This is a genomic window from Nitrosomonas sp. Nm34, assembly GCF_900113925.1.
In the GTDB taxonomy this organism is placed as follows: domain Bacteria; phylum Pseudomonadota; class Gammaproteobacteria; order Burkholderiales; family Nitrosomonadaceae; genus Nitrosomonas.
The window spans coordinates 95,378-119,411 of sequence record NZ_FORD01000005.1; the positions used below are offsets into that span (position 1 = coordinate 95,378).

The 24,034-nt window shown below is 47.6% G+C and carries 14 protein-coding genes; 8 read left to right on the plus strand and 6 right to left on the minus strand.

Translation table 11 applies throughout. The features are described 5' to 3' along the window. Positions 1 to 5 precede the first annotated feature (5 nt). From BM283_RS03755 to BM283_RS03765, 3 genes are read right to left on the minus strand one after another with little or no spacing between them, the layout of a single operon-like run. Positions 6 to 2,030: a CHAT domain-containing protein gene (locus BM283_RS03755; protein WP_090689770.1), complete on the minus strand. Its 2,025-nt coding sequence runs from the start codon at positions 2,028 to 2,030 to the stop codon at positions 6 to 8. A gap of 1 nt (position 2,031) precedes the next feature. After that, on the minus strand, positions 2,032 to 3,531 hold the full coding sequence (locus tag BM283_RS03760; RefSeq protein WP_090689774.1) for a metallophosphoesterase: 1,500 nt from the start codon (positions 3,529 to 3,531) through the stop codon (positions 2,032 to 2,034). Positions 3,532 to 3,584: 53 nt separating this feature from the next. Next, positions 3,585 to 6,206: an Rne/Rng family ribonuclease gene (locus tag BM283_RS03765; RefSeq protein ID WP_090689777.1), complete on the minus strand. Its 2,622-nt coding sequence runs from the start codon at positions 6,204 to 6,206 to the stop codon at positions 3,585 to 3,587. 624 nt (positions 6,207 to 6,830) lie between these two features. On the opposite strand from BM283_RS03765, the gene BM283_RS03770 reads away from it, so the two are divergent. After that, a complete protein-coding gene (locus BM283_RS03770; RefSeq protein WP_090689780.1) occupies positions 6,831 to 7,847 on the plus strand; it encodes an RluA family pseudouridine synthase in 1,017 nt (338 codons plus the stop codon). Positions 7,848 to 7,967: 120 nt separating this feature from the next. On the opposite strand, the gene BM283_RS03775 is transcribed toward BM283_RS03770, so the two are convergent. Continuing rightward, positions 7,968 to 8,642: an arylesterase gene (locus BM283_RS03775; protein WP_090689784.1), complete on the minus strand. Its 675-nt coding sequence runs from the start codon at positions 8,640 to 8,642 to the stop codon at positions 7,968 to 7,970. Here BM283_RS03775 and BM283_RS03780 point away from each other — a divergent pair. The 7 genes from BM283_RS03780 to BM283_RS03810 all read left to right on the plus strand — a co-directional run bounded on the left by BM283_RS03780 (position 8,641) and on the right by BM283_RS03810 (position 21,598). Then, complete coding sequence (locus tag BM283_RS03780) at positions 8,641 to 9,336, plus strand: ABC transporter ATP-binding protein (protein ID WP_090689869.1); 696 nt, start codon at positions 8,641 to 8,643, stop codon at positions 9,334 to 9,336. The two genes, BM283_RS03775 and BM283_RS03780, sit on opposite strands and share 2 nt — an antisense overlap. Before the next feature lie 40 nt (positions 9,337 to 9,376). Beyond that, the gene (locus BM283_RS03785; protein ID WP_254776139.1) at positions 9,377 to 10,642 is read left to right on the plus strand and encodes an efflux RND transporter periplasmic adaptor subunit; all 1,266 of its coding nucleotides are present in this window, start codon (positions 9,377 to 9,379) and stop codon (positions 10,640 to 10,642) included. Positions 10,643 to 10,649: 7 nt separating this feature from the next. Continuing rightward, the gene (locus BM283_RS03790; RefSeq protein WP_090689789.1) at positions 10,650 to 13,748 is read left to right on the plus strand and encodes an efflux RND transporter permease subunit; all 3,099 of its coding nucleotides are present in this window, start codon (positions 10,650 to 10,652) and stop codon (positions 13,746 to 13,748) included. A 163-nt stretch (positions 13,749 to 13,911) separates the two neighbouring features. Continuing rightward, complete coding sequence (locus BM283_RS03795; RefSeq protein WP_090689793.1) at positions 13,912 to 16,419, plus strand: ABC transporter permease; 2,508 nt, start codon at positions 13,912 to 13,914, stop codon at positions 16,417 to 16,419. A 237-nt stretch (positions 16,420 to 16,656) separates the two neighbouring features. Beyond that, on the plus strand, positions 16,657 to 18,231 hold the full coding sequence (locus tag BM283_RS03800) for a hypothetical protein (protein ID WP_090689796.1): 1,575 nt from the start codon (positions 16,657 to 16,659) through the stop codon (positions 18,229 to 18,231). An 806-nt stretch (positions 18,232 to 19,037) separates the two neighbouring features. Further along, positions 19,038 to 19,994, plus strand: a complete 957-nt coding sequence (locus BM283_RS03805) for a Hint domain-containing protein (RefSeq protein WP_090689799.1) — start codon at positions 19,038 to 19,040, stop codon at positions 19,992 to 19,994. A gap of 596 nt (positions 19,995 to 20,590) precedes the next feature. Beyond that, positions 20,591 to 21,598: a Hint domain-containing protein gene (locus BM283_RS03810; RefSeq protein WP_090689803.1), complete on the plus strand. Its 1,008-nt coding sequence runs from the start codon at positions 20,591 to 20,593 to the stop codon at positions 21,596 to 21,598. 286 nt (positions 21,599 to 21,884) lie between these two features. Here the strand turns inward: BM283_RS03810 and BM283_RS03815 are convergent, their stop codons facing one another. Continuing rightward, a complete protein-coding gene (locus BM283_RS03815; RefSeq protein ID WP_090689806.1) occupies positions 21,885 to 22,613 on the minus strand; it encodes a ferritin-like domain-containing protein in 729 nt (242 codons plus the stop codon). Between the two features lie 35 nt (positions 22,614 to 22,648). Next, entirely contained in the window at positions 22,649 to 23,854 is a 1,206-nt protein-coding gene (locus tag BM283_RS03820; RefSeq protein ID WP_090689810.1) for a ferritin family protein, read from the minus strand. Positions 23,855 to 24,034: the final 180 nt, after the last annotated feature.

Consider the following 24,034-nt stretch of genomic DNA (forward strand, 5'->3'; position numbering starts at 1 on the left):
ACTCATCAATCTTCCAGAGATTCTTCTGACAATCTACCCCCTAACGCCTCTAAGGCAACATAAGCCAGGCCTCTCCATTCCTCTCTATCCCAATACTTTATATAACGCCTGAATTGGCGTTGTGTTGACAGGAGCGGGAATTCATCAGGATCAAGCTGTGCCCGCATTTCACTGCAATAACGAATAATCTCCTCTTTTGCGTGCTGATCACTGAAATATGGTCCACCATAGGCTACCCCGAGCAGAGCGAGCTCGGCCAGGGTTGCTAAGGTGTACGCGCGATCATCTCCGCTAGCCTTATTCGACTCCCACTCGACAATTTGGCGAGCTGCGATCCACCATTGGCCATAATTTTCTGGTAAGGATCTAAAAGCTGCGCTACTGGTTAAGGCAGGTATGGCTGTAATGGAAAGATATTGCGTCATCACCCAATAATTATGCGGCTCAAATTCCAAGGCTTCACGATAGCATGCTTGCGAAGCTTCATAGGCTTTTTTGCTTTCCTTTGCCCACTTCGGAATTTTGCTGGGATCAACCGCATGGTTACTCGCAAGTAATGAATAGGCGATGCCAATACGTTTCTCACTGGCTGCACTCATGCCGAGACGTTCGGCTTTGATTTCGAAAGATGCCATTGCTTCAGGCGCCTCACGCCATGCCTTGAGTTCGTTACGAATAGACTTGCACAAGAAACCGATTTCTTCTTCAAGTTCAGCGGAATTGAACGTTTGCTGGGTTTGTTCAATCTCGATATTAGCCCCTACCAATTCATCGATGCGGTCGAATTTGACTTCCAGTCGTCTTCTGATTTGTTGGTCGCGGAAGGCATCGACCTGGTCTTCAAAATTTAATGGTACGGTGGCGTAAGCGACGATACTAGCCCAATCATGAGTGCCTGCTGCATCGGTGCGTAAGCGCTGACGTAATTCATAGATGACCCAGCGCGGGTCGTTGCCATCCAGTAGCCGTTGATAAAGTACTTCGGCAGCAATTGCCGAAGCACTCATCCATAGCGGGAACTGTGATGCAATCACCCAGGGAATACCTGCAGCATGCAGTTCATGTGCGATACTGCCGCCAGGGGTAAGCATCGATTCGATATTGCCTGAATCACAGGTTGCGAGCGTAACGAGTGTCGGGCAGAATTTTGTATTTCCCGATGAATCACGCGCTGTCAGCGCAATGGCAAGCCTTTCGCCATCAATGATATCTTTGCTTGAATCAAAATCGCTACATAACGCTACGCCGTAGCGTTTATTACCGGAATTTTCCAAGGGTGCACCATGTGCCAGAATATGTACATGAGTATACTCAGCTTGGGCACATGCTTCACGGATCTGTTTCAAGGTCGCATTAGGCAGGACAGTCAAAATATTTTTAACATCCTCTACGCGTTCCTTATCCCTCCCTGGGTTTCTGATTTTCACCCACGGTTCGATAGCTGAACGTAGGGCTTGTAAATGAGATTGAGCGGGAACATAAAGTCCATCGGGTTCTGCAAAAGCAAAGAGGATACGGGGTGGCCGGTTCCAATTAATTGGAAGAGGCCGCCCGCGGCGGATTTCCCGTGTGATTGAAATCGGTGCACGTGTTTGTAGGAATAACGGGGAGCCAGAACCTGGGAATCCATCCACGCCGACAGCAAGCTCAAATGGAACCAGGCCAAGCTCAAACGCAGATAAGGAAAGGCGCAGATGAACCAGTTTTCCGGCTTCCACTGCGGCATTACCCAATTCGGAAAGCAGCGCTGGAATCTGACCGAGCACTCTCCCAATCGCTTCACCTAAATCACGAACTTCAGCCTGGCGTTGCTCATCATTGGCGGGGTCCTTATCGGATTCATAACGTAACCTGCGCAAGCGCATTAATAATTGTCGGTGCTCAAATGGCATTTGCACCGTCACTGGCCCTTCTTCCCCACATAACGCAATATAGGGCGTAAGGGGGGAGAGCAACTGATTGTGCGAGGGTCCTGGTCTGAGAAATTCAAGTTTAACTTTTTGGATGGCTTTGCTGGGAAGAGTGCTCATATCATTGCTCCGGGAATTTTTTTATCTCAAGAGGTAGGCCTGAGCCGTCACCCACAACATGGGTCAACCTCCCAACTACTTTGCCGCTTTCTTTTTTAATCGATATAGCGCTGGTCTGGTCCATCACAAATGGCTGATTATCAAATCTTGCCTGATCAATCGCTTCCATTTTTCCATTGATGAGTACATCGTATACTGGTTTGAAGGAAGCCGTGTCTTTTAACATCGCTTCGGTAAACTGTAACAAGCGAATCCAGGTGCCACTATTGAAATAATAACGTCCGCCTCCCATGTTAATGGCACGTTCAAGATGCGTGTGACCGGTAATAATAAAGTCAATGGATGATCCGACCGCGGCCGTCACTTGTTTGTAAGTATCATCCTGATCGGAGATATCAAACGTTTTGTCATCTGCCAACCAGTCTTTAAGCGCACGACGCAGTGCTTCATCTTTACCGACACCCCTCATCCAACCCGTTAAACTATCCCAGATGAGTTGTGGTGTGCCTAAGGTGCTGTTAGCGGCTAAGACAGTCTGTGCACCAGTACGAAAGCTCTTTTCCGCAGCAAGCAACATGTCATCAGCGCTACGGGTGTCAGTTGCGGTAGCGCCTAATAAGCCAGCTTTAAGGTTGGGTCCTAATAAACGGTCAGCGGTAAATGGGATGGCAGTGCCCTGACTGGGCTGGTGAAAGCCTTCAGCGGAAAGCCGTTGATCAATTTGCTTTTGTCCTCCTACCTTTTCACCCACAATCGGTAGCAGTTTATTGATTTTACTTGCTTGTGACGGGTCAAGTACCAATAAGGTACCGACGGCGGCAGATGTTTCTGGTTTAAGCAGATCGATCCAGGCAAACTTGCGCTTCACGTCATTCATGATATCTTTAACCATGCGCGTACCGGCATTGGGGTACCATTCGCTGGGACTAAGTGAACGGCCCACATTCAAGCGTCGCCCTACTTTTGCGAGATCTTCATAACGGTTGTAATTCCACGCATCGACTTCATTCCCGTGAGTACAATAGATGCGTGCATTTCCAACCGCGCAGGTGTAGCCTGCGCCGGTTGTACAAAATTCAATGCGCGCGCGCGCTGTTTGATCGGCTCCTGCCAGATACGTGATAATCAGGCGTTGTACCACAGGAAAAGATAATTCAATATCGTGGTTGCCAATGATGATGATCAGGGTGCGTCCTTCCAATTTGACAAAATCAGCCAAAGCTTCCCAGATATTGGAAAAAGAGACGTCTTTTATGATTCGCTGTACGGTGGCAATGGCTTCATCCGTGGCTACATAGCCATGAATGTCTTCTGCCAGTGTATCGATGATATCGCCATTCAATATCAATGCCACGCGTCCGCCAGGCCGTTGCTGTCCGACCCAACCGATATAGTTGGCGAGACGCTCGGTTTCACGCAAAATTTGAAAATCTACCTTATTGCCACCCATGTGAATGTCTGAAATGACATGGATTTCATCATATTCGGGAAAATCGCTCATATCGTTATCTTTTTAAATTAAGTAATTACAGCCCTATTTTTTTATTCATAGAATTAATCTTTTGTCTCTACCTGAATTAATGGCTCAGATTCAATCATTTTTACGGCTGCTGGCTTACGTCGTTGTCTCTTGGGGGAAGTCAGATCTTCCATTGCTTCAGAAATTTTATCAGGGGCGGTCTCAATCATGATTAAGCCACTTTTGGATAAATCCGGGAATTCGAAAGTCGGACATGGCTCAGCCGGCTCCGCTGATTGAGGCAAGCTGGGTGGGGAAGCAGATAATTCCTGTTCTGCTGGCGTCGAGATGTGCTCGAATGGCAAGTTAAATTGTGGAACAGGAACAGGCGGTGCGGTTACTGGCAGATCAGGAGAATAATCAGCTGATTCAGATTTCTCGCTGGTTTCACTCATTTCAGTGAGGACACTTTCTGCCTTAAAAGTAATGAGTTTGGGCGCTGATGCGTGATCATTTAAGTAGCTTTCAGACTGATTTTCAGGCTGAGTTTCTTCCAAGGAAGCGGCTTCCTCAGTATCAGCTACTTTATGCAGACGTGATCGCTCAGAGCGCTCACGCTGCCGCCCTCCACGACGGCGGCGTGAACGACCACGCTCTTCACGTTCTTCAGTTTGCTCAGGTAATGCCTCAACTGGCGAGATGCCTTCTTCGGTCGTTACTTCTACCTCTGTATGTACTTTTTCTTCACGCGGCGGATGAGCTTGTTTTCTTCGCGCAAGCTGGCTATCACGACTTCTCTGTACGGTTCTTTCATGGGGCTCAGAAACAATCTGCTCTTCTAGCAGGATGCCCGCAGACTCTTGGGGCAATTCTTGCAGAGGCTCATGTAGATCATGATGCTTGCGTTGTTCATGAGTAAGGAGTTCTTTACTGCGGCCACCACGACCACGATCCCGACGTCCCCGACCTCGTTCGTGACGCTGTGATTTCTCTTTATGGCTGGGTGGAGCAGATTCTTCTGGCGCATGCTCCTGGCTGGTTGGTTTGAACCAGCCAAAGAATTTATCCAAGAATGAGGCTTGTTCGCGAGTTTTTTCTTCACGTCCTGGCGCAGGTTGCGTGGGTGTAATTCCTTTTACTGCGGCCTGTGGACGTGTTGGCTTGGCTTCCTGCGCTGTCGGCAAGATAATTTCCTCTGCAACTTTCTCTACCATCTCATAACTGGCTTGCATTTCAGTTGATTTCATGTCCTCCTGGCGTAGCCGAGTAATTTTATAATTGGGCGTTTCCAAATAGATATTCGGAATGAGGATAATATTAACTTTCAGGCGTGCTTCGATATTATGGATATCAGAACGTTTTTCATTTAACAGAAAAGTAGCCACATCGACAGGAAGCTGCACATGCAGCGCACTGGTATGCTCTTTCATCGCTTCTTCCTGAATAATTCTGAGAATATGCAGAGCGGATGAATCAGTACCACGGATATGTCCCGTGCCATGGCAACGTGGGCAGGTGATATAGTTGCTTTCTCCAAGCGATGGACGTAGGCGCTGGCGTGATAGCTCCAATAATCCAAAGCGTGAGATTTTTCCGACCTGGACACGTGCACGATCATGATGCAGCGCTTCATGCAGACGTGATTCCACCTCCCGCTGGTTACGGGCGACCTCCATGTCAATAAAATCAATGACCACCAATCCCCCTAAGTCGCGTAAACGCAGCTGCCGGGCAACTTCGTCTGCAGCTTCCAGATTGGTATTAAGTGCGGTGCTTTCGATGTCAGCACCTCGAATGGCTCGTGCTGAATTGACATCGATAGATACGAGCGCTTCTGTGTGATCAATGACGATAGCTCCGCCTGAAGGCAGGGATACCTGCCGGGAGTAAGCCGTTTCTATCTGGTGTTCAATCTGGAAGCGAGAGAATAAGGGGATATCATCCTGATACAGTTTGAGACGATCGACATTATCTGGCATGACGTGAGCCATGAATTGGCACGCTTGTTCATAAATTTCAGAATTGTCGATCAGAATTTCACCGATTTCGTGATGAAAATAATCACGAATGGCACGAATAACGAGACTGCTTTCCTGATAAATCAGAAAGATACCGCTTTGATTCTTAGCAGCTTCTTCAATGGCGTACCAAAGCTGGGTCAAATAATTTAAATCCCACTGTAACTCTTCTTCATTGCGACCAATGCCTGCAGTACGCGCAATAATGCTCATCCCAGGCGCGATCTGCAGGTGCGAGATGACATCCCGCAGCTCAGTTCTCTCTTCTGCGGTGATGCGACGGGATATCCCTCCACTATGCGGATTATTGGGCATCAGCACGAGATAACGCCCTGCCAGGGAAATATAAGTGGTTAATGCAGCACCTTTCGTGCCACGCTCATCCTTATCAACTTGAACGATCAACTCCTGACCTTCTCGGAGTAAGCTTGGAATACGATGACCCGGTAAATCAGGGCTCTCACCGAAGCAGGTGGGGGAGATTTCCTTATAAGGCAAAAAACCATGGCGGTCTCCACCATAATCAACAAAGGCGGCTTCTAATCCTGGTTCTAAGCGGGTAATCACTCCTTTATAAATATTGCCTTTACGTTGTTCTTTACCAATTGTCTCAATATCGAGATCAATCAGTTTTTGTCCATCTACAATTGCGACACGCAACTCTTCTGGCTGTGTCGCATTGAATAACATGCGTTTCATTTTATGCCTCCCGCGCTCAATTCACGGGCAGATTGCTGCATATCAGGCAGCATAGCTTCCTATCGTTTACGCATAATAGAATTTATTGTTCAGTAATTGGATCATGGTATTAGGAAAGGACGGTATGGAGGGTTATAGTGGTACATCGCAGTATCGCGGAGCTTGACCCATTGAGTTCTTCTCGATGACAGGGAGCCACGCCAAGATTTGCCTGGCTTGTTATATGGGAGCTCATGCTCTGGGTGCTTCCAACACTCTTTCTCTTATTCAGACCTTCTTTAATTTTCCCTTCCGTGAAGATTGGCCAATTTCTAGCGTGTAGCTTGGTTCCTGTAAATTGTGGAAACAGGATTGAAATCAAGTTATACAAGGTTTCGACAAAGTCTATCCCGTCGACGGGTACTACGAAACCGGAAACTAAATTCATATGTGCTTTGAGCGCGCAAATCAATTACTATCGCTACTTTAGGTGGTGAGCGACATTAACCAAATCAGTGCTGATTTTCTTCAACACTTCAAAACTTTAAACCTATCGAGTGAGTTAACCATTACCCGGTGTCATTATGCTCATCATGTAATTAGTACATGATTTATGTAGTATATGGGTAAATTTGTGAATTCCAAATGAAGAGTATAGGTAAAATTAATACGTTAAACAAAAATATTATGCCAGATATGGTCATTGTAGAAAATATCAATGAAGAAGCCGATGGGCAACGTATTGATAATTTTTTCTTCAAGCGTTTTAAAAGGGTGCCCAAGAGTCACATTTATCAACTCCTGCGCAGCGGCCAGGTACGTGTCAACAGTAAGCGAATCAATGCAGATTATCGCTTGCAGCAGAATGATAAGGTGCGTATTCCGCCCATCAGAACATTCCAAAGTGCTCAAAAAATAATAAAACCTCCGCTTGCTGCTTTCGAAGTGTTGTTTGAAGATGAATGGCTGTTGGCTATTAATAAACCCTCCGGTATCGCAGTGCATGGTGGCAGTGGCATCAGTTATGGTGTAATCGAACAGTTACGCGCTCATCATCCTGACTGGAAATTCCTGGAACTGGTACATCGCCTGGATCGGGAAACCTCTGGCGTTCTGCTGCTTGCCAAGAAACGCAGCGCATTGGTCGAGGCACATCGACAGATTCGAGAGGGAATCGTCCAAAAACGTTATTCGGTAATGGTCAAGGGAAGATGGTGCAATGCTAAACAAAGTGTGAAATTATCACTTAATAAATTTGTTACCGCTGACGGTGAGCGGCGTGTCATGGTGATGTCAGGGAAGAATGAGGAAAAAAAAGAATTGCCAGCTCATACCGTGTTTACTTTGAAAAAAAATTGGCAAAACTTCAGCTTGCTCGAGGCAGAATTAAAAACCGGCCGTACCCATCAAATCCGGGTCCATTTGGCACACCTAGGTTTTCCGATTGTAGGGGATGATAAATATGGCGATTTTGAGTTGAATAAAAAACTGATGAAAGGGAAGCAAAGGCTTGCCTTAAAACGCATGTTTCTGCATGCGGCTAGTTTGAAGATGACACATCCAGCAACCGGGGAATATATTGGCCTCGAAGCGCCATTACCCAATGATCTGACAGCTTTTCTGCAAAGATTGGATGAGGAGACTCCTGTTACCGGGCCGTAAAAACGAGCTTACGAGTTTTCTCATGGAGCTGCATTTCGCCCACCTCGCGCTTGGGGCGCTTGCTTTGTTTCCTTCACAGCTTGTGAACAATCTACGGACATCCTGTTTTTTCTTATCAAATTAGTTATCAAATGCGGGTTCGAATTGTATGCTTTTCTGCACAGTAGAGTAGTTTGATTCCAGCATCGGGTATAACACTTCCCATACATTTTCTGTAATCAACTTTTGGGCAGCTACGTCCGGATGAATGCCATCCGCTTGAAAAAACTCGCGCTTATCCCCAAATCCGTCCAGCAGAAAAGGAATCAGCTTTAATTGATAGCGCTCAGCAAGTTGGGGATAAATATTGCGGAACTTTTGGGTGTAGGCTGTGCCATAATTGGGCGGTAGTTGCATGCCAGCGAGTAAAGGCATCACATTATTTCGCTGACAAACTTGAATGATGGCCCCTAGATTATCATGGATAGATTGAATGGATGCGCCGCGTAAACCATCATTACCACCTAATTCAATGATGACGATGTCCGGTTGATGCGTTTTGAGTGCTTGCTCAATACGATGACGTCCCCCCAGCGTTGTTTCACCGCTGATACTGACATTGATGACTTGATAATGAGGGGAGAGCGCCTGCATTCGCTGTTTGAGCAGATTAACCCATCCAACTTCTGCTGGCAAACCATAGCCGGTTGATAAGCTATCTCCAAATATCATGACAGTGATGCCATTAGCTGGGTTAGCTACGGCATAAGACGTAATAGGGAATAGAAAAAAAAGAATGATTAAAAAATTTTTCATGTTGAATAATCGTGCTAAACAAATGGCACATCCTATCGTGCGAACAGACTCCCTTACTAAACAAGTCGATACCGGCGATAATCGACTAACGATTTTGCAGGATATCTCCCTGGAAGTAAATGCAGGCGAATCGATCGCTATAGTGGGTGCTTCTGGTTCGGGAAAATCTACCTTACTTGGACTATTGGCCGGCCTGGATGTTCCGACCAGTGGCCATGTTTATCTGGATGGTGAGGATATTTTTCTGCTGGATGAGGATGAACGGGCGGCTTTACGCAGTAGATTGCTTGGTTTTATGTTTCAGTCATTTCAATTACTGCCTGCGTTGACCGCTATCGAGAATGTAATGTTGCCATTGGAGCTCGCCGGCATAAATGATGCGAGGCGAGCAGCACAGGCATTGCTTGAGCGGGTGGGACTGGGAATGCGGCTTAAACATTATCCGCGGCAGCTTTCGGGTGGTGAACAACAACGTGTTGCAATTGCTCGTGCTTTCGTAACTCAGCCGAAAATGTTATTTGCCGATGAGCCAACGGGTAACCTCGATTCTGCAACGGGTGCTCAAATCATCGAACTGATGTTTGAGTTAAATCGGGAACGAGGAACCACGCTGGTGCTCGTGACTCATGATGAAGCCTTATCTACTCGCTGCTCGCGGCAAATACGAATGGCCAGCGGTAGAATAATCCATTGAAAGGATATGGTTCTATATTCAGATCATTTTTAATAGAGTAATGACAAATAAGGTATCGGCAGCAGCAATTTCCCAGAAGGATTCGGCCGCTGGCAAAGGCTATTCGAGGATGGCTTTCATCAGTTTTTTGCTCATTGTACTGGCAGCGGGTTTTTGGTTTTTGCGAACTCATGATTCAGCTGCCAATCGCATCCCAAAAAATGAAGTAAGTGTCATGCCGGTTCCAGTCGTAGCAACCCTGACTTCGCAACGGGATGTGCCGGTTAAATTTAAGACTAAAGGTACCGTATCGCCTATACAAATAGTTGAGGTACGGCCGCAGGTCGCAGCCGCGATCAAAACAGTTCATATCAAGGAAGGCCAGTTTGTGGCTAAGGGCGAACGATTGTTTACCCTTGATACACGTGCCGAGGAAGCCAATCTCGCTAAATCCGCTGCGCAGCTCGCCAAGACAAGAGTCGAATTGCATAATGCAATGCGTCAGCTCCATCGCCAACAGGAATTGTTTCACAAAAATTTTATTTCTCAGGCAGCACTGGATGTTGCAGAAAACCAGGTTGAGTTGTTGCAGAATCAACTGAAATTTGATGAGGCTGCCGTGCAGGCAGACCGTGTTACCCGTGGTTATGGAGAGATAGTGGCGCCGATTGCAGGTCGGACAGGTGCCATCCAGGTTTATCCCGGCAGTCTGGTCCGACCGGAAGCTTCTCTGCTGGTAAGCATTACACAGATTGACCCTATTTATGTCAGTTTTGAGCTGCCTGAGCGTGAATTAACCACTCTGAAACAAGCGCTTGCCAAAGGAGAAGCGAGAGTCAGCGCCCGGCTTAACCTTTCTGACAAACAGGAGCGAGAGGGACGCATCGTATTTGTTGATAGTGCAGTCGATAAGGCCAGTGGCACGATCCAAGTAAAAGCGGAATTCGCTAATGCAGACGGAAAGTTCTGGCCTGGCATGTTTGCTAATGTGACATTGATCGCCAGTATATTGCCTAAGGTATTAATCGTTCCCACTCAGGCGCTACAAACCGGACCCAGCGGTCAATTTGTTTTTGTCGTGGGAGAAGATAATAAAGCAATACCCCAAGGAGTTGATGTCAAGTTGATCCAGGAGGGGATTGCGGTAGTAGAAGGAATAGAAGCGGATAGGTGTGTCGTGATTGAAGGAGCCCAGCATCTCCGTGCCGGCACTACGGTAAACGCGAGCAGAACTTGCGGGCAAGTGTCTGATTCTGATCAGAGTGGGTTGAGATCGGATTCTGGCAATAACAATACTCCATCCCTTTCACTCCTTCCCTCGCTCTAAATAAGCAATGAATCTGGCCGAATTATGTATACGCCGTCCGATAATGACAATATTGTTGTCATTGACAGCCGTCATTGCGGGTATTTTGTCTTATAGCGGTGTTCCTATTGCAGCATTACCCCGTTTTGATACCCCTACCATTACCGTCAATGCGGTGTTACCAGGGGCAAGTCCGGATACGATGGCCTCAGCTGTGGCTACTCCTCTTGAGCGCCAGTTTTTAGCGATTGCGGGTTTATCAGTCATCAGCTCAACCAGTACGCAAGGGACTACCGTGGTCACGCTGGAGTTTAATCAGGATCGTGATATGGACGGTGCAGCAGTCGATGTGCAGGCGGCATTGTTGCGGGCGCAGCAATCGCTGCCGGTGGAAATGACCACGATGCCTTCCTATCGCAAAGTCAATCCAGCCGATACGCCGGTTACCATCCTTTCGCTGACATCAGAAACGATGCCATTACCGGAGCTGAATAATTTCGCTGATAAGCTGATTGTACCGGCTTTGTCTACGCTGCCGGGCATCGGTGAAATACGACCCAATGGTCAGAAAAAGTATGCCGTACGCGTGCAGGTCAATCCACTGGCACTGGCCGCGCGCAACTTAACGGTGGATGATATCGCAGATGCATTGGCGCGTGCCAATGACAATTCGCCTGTGGGTACACTGGATGGGCCTCGTCAGACCTTGATCGTTCAGGCTAATCGCCAGCTTGATAACGCGGATGCCTTTGCAGAGTTGATTGTTGCGACTACGCCCAACGGTCATCCGGTTAAATTATCAGAAGTGGCCACGGTGGAAAATAGTGTGGAATCGGTCAAGACTGCGAGCTGGACAAATGGCCAACCATCCATCGGCTTGCTTGTTTATGCACAGCCTGGAGCGAATGTCGTAGCTGCTGTCAATGCTGTCAAAACCGCCTTACCGAAAATAAGTGCGCAATTACCTGCTTCGGTGCAATTGGCTTTTTATCTTGATCGCTCTCAATCGATCCGGGATGCCATTTTTGATGTGCAACTGACTTTTGGCTTAACCGTTGCGCTGGTGATTCTGGTCATGTTCCTGTTTCTGCGTAAACCTGCGGTCACGCTTATTCCCGCGTTATCGTTACCGATTTCATTGCTGGGTACGGTGATGCTGATGCGCGTTTTTGACTATACGCTCGATAATATTTCCCTGCTGGCCATTACCCTCGCTGTTGGGCTGGTGGTGGACGATGCCATTGTAATGCTGGAAAACATCGTGCGACATATCGAAAATGGCTTGCCGCCACTGCAGGCAGCATTACGTGGCTCGAAAGAGATTACCTTTACCATCCTCTCCATTTCGATTTCGCTGGTAGCTGTCTTCATCCCGGTTTTTTTCATGCCAGGAGTTATCGGCATGATGTTTCACGAATTTGCTGCCGTCGTCAGTATTGCAGTACTGGTGTCGGCTGTTGTTTCGCTCACGCTGATTCCCATGATGGCAAGCCGTTATCTGGTATTGGATTCATCAGATGGATGGAGTATGAGATTGACGCAATGGTTTGAGAACGGATTTAATCATCTGTTGGCAGCCTATACCTATGTGCTGGACTGGGCGTTGCGTCATCGGCGCACCGTGCTGGCCATCGCCCTGAGTACCTTTGTTGCGGCGGGTATACTCTTTCTGGTACTGCCCAAAGGCTTCTTTCCCGAAGAAGATACGGGCCGAATCATGATTTCGATTGAAGCAGCAGAAGATATTTCCTTTCCCGCCTTGACCCGCTTGGTAGAACAAACCAGTGAAATCATTCGTGCTCATCCTTTTGTTGATAATAGCATTACCTTTACGGAAGGCGCCAACAACGCACGCATGTTTGTTGGTCTTAAGCCACGTAGTGAACGTCCCGCGATGAGCAAGGTGCTGGAAGTATTGCGTAAGGAAGTACGCGGTATAGCTGGCGTCAGGATATTCATGACGCCCTCGCAAAATCTGAGAATTGGCAGTATGCCCAGCAAGAGCCGCTATCAATACGTGATGCGCAGCGTTCGGACTGAGGATCTGTATGCGGCAGCAGATGCCGTCATGTCGCGTATGCAGAAGCATGCCGTGTTCCGGGATGTGACGAGTGATATGAAACTCAAAGGACTGCAAGCGCGGCTCGAAATTGATCGTGATAAAGCCAATTTACTGGGTGTAGAAGTCGCTGCGATTCGGTCAGCGTTGTATAGTGCTTTTGGCGAGCGGCAGGTTTCGACCATTTTCACCTCAAGCGATAGTTATCGCGTCATTCTGCAGGTGGCAGGGGAGTATCGTACTGATGAAAGTGCTTTTGATAACATTCACTTGCGAGCAAAAAATGGTGCGCTCGTACCGTTATCGAGCGTGGCAACGGTAGTACGCGAAATGGGACCGCTGGCAATCAATCATGTGGGGCAGCTTGAATCTTTGACCATCTCATTTAATCTTGCGCCAGGCGCTGCGTTGGGGGAAGCTGCTAAACTGATCGAACAATTCAAACATGAAATCAATTTACCTGACAGTATTCTGACCAGCTTTGCCGGCGATGCGGCAGCTTTTCAATCCTCCCAGACAAGCCAGCTCATCCTGATTGTGGCGGCACTGCTGGTTATTTATGTATTACTCGGAGTGCTTTACGAAAGCTATATTCATCCCATTACGATTCTTGCGGGTCTTCCTTCCGCAGCAGTAGGTGCGCTCGGCATTTTATGGTTATTCAATATCGAGCTTTCCATCATGGCTATAATTGGTATTTTATTGCTGATCGGTATTGTGAAGAAAAACGCCATCATGATGATCGATTTTGCGCTGGACGCCCAACGGGAGCAACATCTGACACCCTACCAAGCAATTCGTACAGCTTGCCTGCTTCGTTTTCGTCCGATTATGATGACCACACTCGCTGCCATGATGGGTGCGCTGCCGATTGCCCTTGGTCTCGGTGCCGGCGCCGAGTTGCGGCAACCGCTCGGGCTGGCAGTGATAGGGGGCTTATTGTTTTCCCAAGTGATCACCTTGTTTATTACCCCGGTGATTTACCTGTATCTCGACCGATTCTCAGGCAGTCGGCAGACGCCTGCCAACGAACAGTCTAAGCAGTCTAGCACGCTGCTTCCTGAGTGATTGACCACTACCGGAGTCATTCCCTTTCCCAATCAAAGCTGACTTGGTCGGCTTCATTTTACCGTATGATTGATCCTGTCTGCGGTTCACCTTCACGTCATGTTTGATTGGAAAATAGAATAAAATGAATAGCATGCTGTAAATTTTTGATGGAATCCTCTTTATGAATCTTTTTCGACTCTCCTTTCGTATGCTGCGTCGTGATTGGCGCGCAGGTGAATTACGCATACTGGTGCTGGCACTCATGATTGCGGTGAGCAGTATCACCACGGTTGGATTTTTTGCTGATCGAGTGGAGCTTGCTCTTTCCAGAGAGAGTAATCGATTACTGGGTGCTGATTTACTCGTCATTGGCGATCGTCCTTTGTCAGCTCATTATGCGGATAAAGCCGAGCAACTCGGTTTAAATACCGCTACATTGACCCGATTTTCCAGCATGGCGAGCAAGGAGGAGAATAATCTGCTGGCTGAAATCAGGGCCGTATCGACTGGCTATCCGCTACGGGGTGAATTGCGGCTTGCGCACACTGCCAGTGAAATCCTCACAGAGGAAAGGACCTATGTGGCGCAAGGGATTCCTTCTCCAGGTACCGTCTGGATCGATGAAAAACTAATGGCGGGTCTCGATATTACTCCGGGGGAAACACTGGAATTAGGCGCTACCCGGATGACTGTAGCTGCATTGGTTGCGCGTGAGCCGGATTATTCGGTCGGCTTTATCAATATGGGAGCAAGATTATTGATGAATGCAGATGATCTGGTTGCGACCCATCCGATTCAGCCAGGTAGTCGAGTTACCTATCAACTGTTAGTGGCGGGGGAAGAAAAACAGGTTGCCGAGTTTCGTAGCTGGGCGCAGAAGCAACTCGTGCCTGGACAACGCATCGAAGGCATACGTGATGCGCGTCCGGAAATCCGCTCCGCATTGGAGCGTGCAGAAAAATTCCTGAGTCTGACTGCGTTAGCAAGTGTAGTGGTTGCTGCTGCAGCCATGGCGCTTGCTGTGCGCCGTTTTACCCAGCGTCACCTTGATGGGTGTGCTATTATGCGCTGCCTGGGAGCAAGCCAGTCAACGATATTGCATCTGTATCTGTATCATTTCGTCATATTGGGATTGGTGGCCAGTGGGTTAGGTTGTTTGCTGGGTTTTGTTGCACAAGAGTTTCTATCGCATTGGTTGGCAGGGTTGGTGGAAACCTCATTACCTTTGCCCAGTGGCTTACCCGCAGTGCATGGCTTATTGAGTGGTATGGTATTGCTGCTCGGCTTTTCCCTGCCCCCCTTGCTTAATTTACGGCGTGTGCCTGCGTTACGGGTGTTGCGTCGCGATTTCGGCATCACCAATCTGCATGGTCTGGCAGGGTACGCTTTTGGCCTGTTGGCGCTCTCGATCTTATTCATATGGGAAGCAGGCGAACTGCGCATGGGTATCCTAGTCATGCTAGGATTCATGGCTGCGATTGCAGTTTTTGCATTACTCGGTTGGGTATTGATTAAGTTATTAATGCTGGTACGTCAGCAAGCTGCCAGTGCGTGGCGTTATGGGCTGGCTAATATCCGGCGCCGCACTATTGCGAGTCTGGTTCAATCGATTGCATTGGGGCTGGGTTTGATGGCGATGCTAGTACTCACCCTGATTCAGAGTGATTTACTAAGGGATTGGCGCACCAGCTTACCGCCGAATACCCCTAACCGGTTTCTGATCAATATTCAACCTGATCAGTTACAGCCCTTGGCAGAATTTTTTGCACAGCATGGGATGCAGCAGCCTGATTTCTATCCGATGGTGCGGGGTCGCTTGATGACAATTAACGGCCAGCCAGTGCGCATCGATGATGATACCGAGGCACGGAAGAAGCAATTGCTCAACCGTGAATTCAATCTGTCCTGGGCAGATAAACTCCAGTCGGATAATGAGATTGTGGCAGGCCGCTGGTGGCAGGGAGCAGATTCGCCTGAGAACGAATTATCCCTGGAGGAGGAAGTCGCGGGAATCATTGGGGTCAAATTAGGTGACCGGTTAACCTTTGATATTGCGGGCAGCCCGTTCTCCGCCACGATTACCAGCCTGCGGAAAGTTAACTGGGATACCTTTCGCGTTAATTTTTTTGTAATCGCCCGTCCCGGTGAGCTGGATGCGTATCCGATTAATTATGTCACCAGCTTTTATTTGCCACCTTCACAAGTCGGCGTGATGCACGAATTGGTCAAAAGCTTCCCCCATTTGCTGGTGGTTGATGTGGCAACGGTGATCGAGCAAGTACAGAAAATGATTGCGCAAGTATCCCGTGCGATAGAATTTGTGTTCTTGTTTACTTTATTGGCTGGTTTTATCGTGCTTTATGCCGCTATTTCAGCAACCCAGGATGAGCGCATTTATGAGGCGGCGATTTTTCGCACGTTAGGCGCCAAACGTAGGCAACTGGTCCGTGCCTGGGCGGCTGAATTTGCCATACTGGGTGGCCTGGTGGGGATCTTTGCGTCAGCCGGTGCAAGCGTGCTTGCTTATGTGATTGCTCAGTATGTCTTGCATGTTCCATATACCTTTAACGCCTGGATTTGGCTCGTCGGCATTTTGGTGGGGATGATAGGTGTCACCATTGCAGGATTGCTGGGAACGCGCTCAACCCTGACACATCCTCCTCTGTGGACATTGCGCAAAGTCGGATAAAGAAAGTGATCTAAAGGAGAGGATAAGGCTGAAAATCATTGTTATGCTTCTCCCATCCTTATAGCACATTGCCAACTTTCCTGGGCGGTTAAACAACTCGATTCATCACTTATTATTAGCATACAATATGCCGACTTAATAATTAGGGTGATGGAATGCTTGCGGTCATGCTAAAACTGTCCTGAGTATCCAGAAAAACAGTTGGAGGCGTGCTACTTTCTTTATTTCTTATAAGCAATGGAAAAACAAGTTTTAAATCTATGTCTGATTGCGCCCATTCAACCGGCGCTTTGCGATGCTTATCGCCGGGTTCTGCGCCTTTTAGAGCAGAGCCGGGAATCAGTTGGTGCTGTCATTATCAACAGAGGATCAAGCTCGTTACAGGAGGAAACGGGTTGGACAACCTTCCAGTCTCTGACCGATCTTGATTCGGAGGAGAGAAAGCCGGATATGTATCTTTGTTGGGATCTGTTGGCGATCAATGAGATACTAGGCAAGACTTCCTGTCAGCCTGTGGTTTACGGCGTGACGGTCTACGGCATCTTGCAAGGGGTTTTCCCGGTGCATCCCTGCATCGTGGGTTATCTTTCCGATATACCCTTACTGCGAGGGATTTTGGTGGAGTGCGGTATTCCACTGAATCGGCAATTCAGCCTTGCCGCCGGGATAGAGGAGAAGAACTGTCCTTCTACCGAGTCAATGGCTGCTCAACGGAATGACGTACAACCAAATGGTGTACTCGTAATATCCGATGACGCTGCCTTTAGCTCAACCGTGGCGGCTGCCTGCGAAGTGTTAGGTATGCGGCTCGAACGCTTGTCCTATGCCACATGCTTGCAGGGAATTCCACCCGAGTTTTATGCACGTTATAGCTGTGTGATCGCAACCGGTCAACCGGCGCTTCAAGCCGCGGCAGCCGGCGCTGCCGTTATCATAGCGGATGAGCGGGGCAGTGCTGGGCTGCTGACGCGGGAAAACCTGACTCGGGTGCTTGATGCACATGCGGGACCGGCTTGCTTTGAACATCCTGCTGGGACAGAAGCCTTTATGTCAGCTCTGGGAGACAGCCAGGCTGTGGAGACAGACGTTCTGGCTCAGCAGCTTTGTTTAAGTCACAGTGTGACAGCGCGTGCGCATCAGTTCTCTGTCTGGCTACGGCAGACGCACAAGAATGCAGCAGCAGGCATCTCCGACCGGAATGACGCCGCAGAAAAACCTCAATTGCGCAGCATCGCGGCGATGACGAGTATGGCAGCTTGTAAGATAAGCACGACGCTCACCCTGGCCTTGCAGGAAAATTACCGTTCCTTCTCTTCGTCACCTTCTACCGAAGTGTTAGTTGAGTGCAGCACACTCGTCAAAATCGTTCCCCAGCCATGTCTACCGTTAAGCCGTTATATTGCTGTCGATGAAGAACACGCTTTGGCGGGATTGTTTGGTGAGGGTTGGTCTGCCAATGAGCCATGGGGCCGCTGGACAGACGGTTCTGATGCGACGATCCAATTCGAAACCGAGACAGTGGACGATCACATTGAGCTGTTACTCCATCTTCGCACTTATTTGCCGCCGGACCGCTTGTTTCAGCGCGTGGTGGTGAGTATTAATAGCCGCCCTCTATTATGCTGGAGATTAGACCGTAGCACGCACAACACGCCTTTTAGCCTGCCATTGACTCCGGAATATCTGGATGGGAAAAGTACGTACCGAATTAAGTTTCAACTACCAGACGCCAGTTCACCTCAGGCTTGGGGAAAGAATGACTCACGCAAACTTGGGTTGGGGCTGGCTGGACTTGAACTACTCAGGGGTTAAGAGCAGGAATCTATGCTTCAAGAACCTGATACTACTAATATTCCTTCATAATTCAAAATTTCCATTTCATAAGTTCTTTCAGCTCGTTGCGTTTACAATGAGTGAGTTGACTCATCGTAATAGATTATTTCTTGCCAATTGTTACCCTGTCCGTAATTTAATTTCTCTGACCATCAACAGCACCCAACCCAATTTAACTAACGAAAGTTAAATTGGTGGTGCTTAAGCACATGTACAGGTTATTGTAGCCCACATTGTGAAAGCCTGTAATAGCAATAGCTATCCATATAACTATATTTCCTACATCGAGATAGGAAAAAGTGCCTGCAATATTCATTTCCAATAATATTTCTGACATATAGGAAAGATTCCTACATAAAGTAGGGGTAATTCATATAATATTTAATTTAAGTAATAAAAATTCCTACATCATATTAAGAAAATCTCTTATAATATTTCCCAATGTAGGAAAAGATCCTACATTGGAAAGGAGAATTCCTTATATTATTTTTCGTATTTTGATTAAATAAGTTTGGGAAATTTGAGATAAAAGCTTGCGCAAACGAATGACGGTGTGAAGTGAATGATGTTAGGCGATACTCAAAAGCTGATTGATAGGCGTTACGCCAAAATGAAGTTTAATAAAACTCTCTGGGTTCGTTTTATAGCGCGTTTCTGATAAGGAAGCGAATGATTTAAAGATTTATGACTTAGAAAATTTAACGACTGACACACTTTTTCTTTATCGCTGTGATGCACACACAGCGAATTACTAACTATTTTATGAACCAGGGAGAACAAAGAATATGGCTCTAACTTATTCAAGCGTAATTATTAGTAGTGTTGCTGGTGATAATACTATAAATGGAGCTGAAGCTTCTGATGGCTTTAGTATTTTAGGCACGGGTGCCTTTTCAAATGGTAGCCTTAAAAACGGCGATTCTATTACAGTTACGATTACGTGGGATGACCCAGCAACTGGTACTAAATCGCAAGCTAATTTTACAGCTACAGCTTCGGATGTTGTTAAATCAGGTTCCAATGGAACATTCAATTGGACCATTAACGAAACTTCAACGCAGTTTTCTAATCTTGCACTAGTTTTAGGTGCAGGCACTGTGAAGGTCACCTTTCCTGGGTCTGTAAATTCAAATACTTTTGATTATACTTTCGCCTGTTTCCTTCGTGGTACTCGAGTGCTGACTCGACATGGTTATTGCCCAGTCGAGGAACTAGCGGTGGGTGATGAAGTACGAACACTGAGTGGAGGCTGGCAACCCTTGCGCTGGATTGGTCATCAACGTATCACTACCCCTTTCGGTTTGGCAAAGGGCGCGCCGGTGCGTATTACTGCTGGTGCTTTCGGGCCAGCGCTGCCGGAACGAGATGTCTGCGTTTCGCAAGATCACGCAGTTTTTTTCCGTAATCAGCTCATTCCCGCCAGATTTTTAGTCAACGGAATAACGGTATTTCGCGATACTAGTGTCAAGGACATCGAATACTTCCATCTGCTGCTTGACCAGCATGCGGTGATTTTCTCGGAAGGATTGGCCACCGAGAGTTATGTGCCATGTGAAAATATCGATTGGTTCGATAATACCGCAGAATGCCCGCAAGCATTGCTGAACGCTATCCGCGCCGGAACCGCGGAGTGCTTGAGTGAATGCTATCCGCGTAAAACCACTGGTCCTGCCGTGGAAGCGGCTCGCGCCTTATTGGCCCGTTTTGCGCCAGCGGATGCCAAGGAGCGCGCGGTAGGTTAACTTGCAGTTCAACACCTGGTCGATGGCAGATTTTTCGCCATCGGCTAGGGTAGTGCGTGCAAGATATGCTGATTCACGGCAATTTTCTAGCGGAAGCATTGACGAAAATGTCAATGCTTTCAACTGTCTGCTTCAATTCTCTCCGAATTTTAATCTCTAATCTACATGACCGAACAAAAAAGTGTTGTAGATATTACTTCCTCATTTCTCATTTAAATCTACTCCAAGATTTTTTCTTGATTGGTCGGGTGGAAAACCCAGACTCGATTCACTTCAATTGTGCAAATAAATTTTTGATACTTGCACTACAGGTATTAGCCACTGTTGCCGATATAGTAATCATCCGAAATAATCTACTGTTCATGTAGGAACAATCCCTACATTCGAACAGGATAATTCCTTGCAGCACTCATTATTTCGATTAAAGAAATGAAAAAAAGCTTGAATAAGTGCTTGCGCAAAGCGAATAACGTTTTAAGCAGTGCTGAAAGCTGATTGAGATCCGTTTTTGTCAAAAATAAGCTTAAACAAAGCTTTATTGATAATGCACACACGGAGAATTTCCCACTATTTCATGTGCCAGGGAGAATAGTAACATGGCTAAAAATGATGATCATGATGATGACAGCATGGCTATCACTTATACAGGTATCACTATCAAGAATGTTGCAGGTGGTAATGATTTTATTTCCAAGAACGATGCGACTAAAAATGGCTTTAAAGTGCGGGGCGAAGGTAAGTTTGCAATAAACGGCGAAAACGGTACTCTCGAAAAAGAGGATGAGATTGCGGTTATGGTCACATGGTCTGACGGAACCCATACTTTCAGTCAAAACATGGACGCCGTAGTGGATGGTGTGAATAAAAATAAAGGTACATTTAATTGGCACATTGAGGAAAACAAAACTTTTGAAAGCAAGTATACTGGCGCCGGGCTCAACTTGGGTGAAGGCACCGTTACGGTGACATTTCCAGGGTTGATAAGTGGTAGTGAAACTTATCACTACGGCCACGCCTGTTTCCTTCGCGGCACCCGCATTCTGACCCGGCATGGTTACTGCCCGGTGGAGGAGTTAGCTGTGGGTGACGAGGTGCACACGTTGAACAGCGGCTGGCAACCCTTGCGGTGGATTGGCCAGCAACGCATCGCTACCCCTTTCAGTCTGGCAAAGAGTGCTCCAGTGCGCATAACCGCTGGCGCTTTCGGGCCAGCGCTGCCGGAAAGAGATATCTGTGTCTCGCAGGATCATGCGGTTTTTTTTCGCAATCAGCTTATTTCCGCCAGATTTCTGATTAACGGCGTGACTGTGTTTCGCGATACTCGTATCAAGAACATCGAATACTTTCATTTGCTGCTTGACCGGCACGCGGTGATCTTCTCGGAAGGGCTTGCGACCGAGAGTTATGTGCCGTGTGAAAATATCGAGTGGTTTGATAATATCTCAGAATGCCCGCAGGCATTGTTGAACGCCATCCGTAGCGGTACCGCGGAATGCTTGAGCGAATGTTATCCGCACAAAACCACTGGTCCTGCTGTGGAAGCAGCGCGTGCCCTCTTGGCCCGTTTTACGCCAGCGAAGACTAAGTACCGCTTAGTAGGCTAGTTCCTATTCCGATTCCGGCCGTGGCAGATTTTTCGCTATCAATTCGGTTGGTTCGTATAAAACATACTGGATAGAAAGCTATTTTTACATCATAGCTTTCTACACGACGTTTAGCTTATGCAGTATTAGTCAGTTAAAAAAGAAGTTAACTCTTCGTCAGAAACTGTTTGGAAGCGCCTGCTTTTAAGCTGGTTTCCTCAACATAATACGAAACATGGCGATGTAAACCCAGGCTTCATCAGTACGTTACATTCAGCGCCAGGATGCAAAATTTATAATCAATTGCTCAGGTTCCGACCGTGTCTTTTATGACCATCTCCTTAAACCATTGGCGAATAGAAACAAGATGCTCGTCTTCTTCCCGCAACGCCTGCTGGAAATCCCGAGCCATATCTTCCATACCCATCTTTTCGGCCAGCATGATAAGCATCCGCCAGCCATCGTTATCTGCCAGCTCCGCGGTTAGCATGGCTTCCAGGCAGTGTGCTACCGATGTGCGCGGATCAGTCAGCACCTGTATCAGGCCGAGCGAAATCACCCCGTCTACATCGGCCGATGGTGTCTGTGCAGTTGGATCCGCGCCGATGGATCGGATCACGTTTTCCACGAGCTTGAAATGCTGAAACTCTTCATTCCGGAACTCGTGCAATCTATCAAGTGGAATATGGGCACCCATCGGTGCTGCTGAACACTTCGTTATGAGCGCATCATAAAGCCTCACGCCGGTACGCTCAAACGCAAGCCGGCAGCCGAGCTTGTCTATAAATCCTTCAGGGCTTTTGCCCATCAGTTTTTCCATTGCAGTGCTTGCCATCCCTTTCAGCGTACTTGGCAGCGGAACTGACCCTAACACGTCAGCCCCGGCGATATATTCCTGGCGCATCTGTGCAATAGCCTGTTCATCTCCGGATGAGGAAGCAGGAGTCACTTTAGCCAGCGCCATCATTTCCTTTATATCAATCGGGGATATGTCTATTCCTGAACGATTTTTTCCTAAAACAGTGGTTTTATCCATGGTGATGAACCTCTCGTTGTCCATATCTAGAAGCCCTAATGGGTGATTTTGTGGCCACGTGTATATTTTTCTCTCGTGATTTCCCCATCACGTGCGAGTTCTGTACCCGCAAACCACTCATAACCTGCTGCAACCATGTCAGTGGGGGAACCTGACGCGTTAAGGTGCTGCCGGTATTGTTGCGATTCCACCCCTTCCTGAGATTTATTCACGAACTGAGTACCCAGTGCGCGCAGATCGACTTCCTGGTTAAGAATGCGGCGTACAAATTCGCGTTGACTCTCGAATTTGATCGGTTCGGGCAAGTCCCCCGGTAAAATTTCGGCCGGGTCGCGTCGTTCATATTGCTTGAACATATTCATCGCAACCTGCAAATGTCCTAGTTCATAATCGAGGCAACGCTCCCAGATGGCTTTGATACGTGGATTGGTTTCCTGCTGCACGCAGCTATAATAGTTATAAACCTCGTTAGCTTCATGTAACAGCCATTTTTCAAGCCAGGTTTCTTTCGGGTCGATAATCGATTCATATTGCGTGACGTGCTGTTCTTCAATGGAGGCGATTTCTGTATATAACTGCCGCACTACCGGGTCAGCATACAGGGGAGCGACATTCAGATAAAAATTCTGCGTTTGCTGCTCACTCGACATGATGGTCAGCGCATGCAGTTTGGTAATGGGCGCCGCGCGCAGGCGATCATAATGCTCCCGCAAGTTGTCTTGAGGTGCCCGGTGCTCTACTATGGTGGGGCGGCCTGGCACAATATCCGTATAGCATTGGAGAATATTATTGGCATCTTTGCCCTCCAGCCGATCCAACATTGCGCTATAGCGGTAGAGATGGTCGAAATCCTCCAGCATACCAAAACGGTATACCTGGGCCAGGTACTCATCAGGTTCATTCTGTGCGACTGCAGCCGTCACTTCGATCGCAACTTGTTCATAAGCAATGGTTGTCTCGAGGATTGAATGGTCCGCTCCTAAAAGCCCATTGATCATTGTTGCCTGGTGCTGCTCGACAATGCGTAGTTGGGCAAGGGGTAGCTGCCATTTCCGATTCATTCGGGCACACCCATGCGAGAAACGGATCGCTTCCATTTCCATGCCGTTCATCAAAATAACTCGAACCCGCGTGAACGCGTCATCATCGAGCTTGCTGATTGGAGGTTGAACCAGTTCCTTCCAGGTAAACCGCTGCCTGTCTAACGGGCAACCTTTATCTTCAAATAAATTGAGTGCCATTTTGTTCTCCTTTACTCCTCAAGGTAACCCATATTGCATTAGCCTGAAGAATAATGAATAAATATAAATGTTGATCCGGCTTATCAGTTATAAATTAATCTCTAGTAATAAACCGATGAATGAGTGATGCTTGAATAAACGAGTACGGAAATTTGTCGTATCAGCGCGCAAACAACCTAA